This window comes from Shewanella sp. 11B5 (assembly GCF_002836795.1).
GTDB classification, from domain to species: Bacteria; Pseudomonadota; Gammaproteobacteria; order Enterobacterales; family Shewanellaceae; genus Shewanella; species Shewanella frigidimarina.
The window spans coordinates 1-1,308 of sequence record NZ_PJAP01000094.1; the positions used below are offsets into that span (position 1 = coordinate 1).

Annotated in this window: 1 protein-coding gene; it reads left to right on the top strand. The window is 43.2% G+C overall.

Annotation, left to right across the window (positions count from 1 at the left end; translation table 11 throughout):
• A partial coding sequence (locus CXF78_RS00775; protein WP_145991287.1) for an efflux RND transporter permease subunit occupies positions 1–847 on the top strand: 847 nt, incomplete at its 5' end.
• Between the last annotated feature and the right edge of the window lie 461 nt (positions 848–1,308).

Below are 1,308 nucleotides of genomic sequence, written 5' to 3' on the forward strand. Positions count from 1 at the left end.
AAGCTGGCAGAACTCTTTAGAAAAGCTTAAGCAACTGCCGATTATTCGCCAAGGTGACCGAGTTTATACCCTGGACAGTTTAGCTGAAGCAACTGTGGTGCCTCGATTTGATACTATCCGTCATTTTAATCGCCAAACGGCTTTATCCATTGGTGCAAATCTTGAAGATATCACAACCGAAGAAGCACAAACCAAAATTACTCAGGTGATGGACTCGGTGAACTTCCCTTACGGGTACGGTTACTCGTTACGCGGTGGTTTTGAGCGCCAGGATGAAGACCAGTCCATCATGGCGGTAAATATGATCTTGGCTATCGCAATGATTTATATCGTCATGGCGGCGTTATTTGAGTCACTGCTGCTACCTACTGCTATTATCACTTCGATTATGTTCTCAATTACGGGTGTGTTCTGGGCATTGTGGCTAACAGGCACGCCAATGTCGGTAATGTCGATGATTGGCATACTTATTTTAATGGGCATTGTGGTTAATAACGGTATTGTACTGGTAGACCAAATTAATCAGATGACACCCGATTTGGATAAGCTAAGTGATACCATCATTAGCGTGTGTATTACTCGTTTACGTCCGGTATTAATGACGGTTGCAACCACAGTGCTGGGATTAGTGCCATTAGCCATGGGAGATACTCAGATAGGCGGTGGTGGGCCGCCGTATTCGCCAATGGCCATTGCCATTATTGGTGGGTTAACCTTTTCAACTGTCACCAGTTTGTACTTGGTACCATTATGCTATCAAGCGCTATATCTCGTGCGCCATAAAGCCGCAATTAGATTAGGGGTAGCCAATACATTTGCCCAAAAACTGTTGCCTTGGACCAAATAGTCCCGCACTTCAGTTCTGCTAGCGCTTCGTCATACTGACGAAGCGCGGTTTTATTAGACCAGATGTTAATTTAACCTGAACTCGGGATAATAAACGCCTTTCAAACAGCCCTTTGTCCTGCTAACTGTGTTGAATCGACTTACAATAGGTAGCTATTGACGCGTCAATTCGCCTTATTAGCATAACAAATGACAAGCTTGAAAGTGAACTGGGTTAACATGCTGATTTTAAATAGCTAAGTTCATCCCTTATCCCGAGTTCAGGTTAGTTTAGTAGAAATTATTGCGCCATAAGTGATCAACTTGTTACGCTAGGCAGTATTAATAACAATAACATAATTGCTATTACAGCAATGAGGGAGCGTCATGAAACTCACATTTCAACGTCACATCATCGGACTCAGTGCATTAGCTATGCTTGCATTAGCTCAAACATCAGCCATTGCTGATGATAAGTTCAGC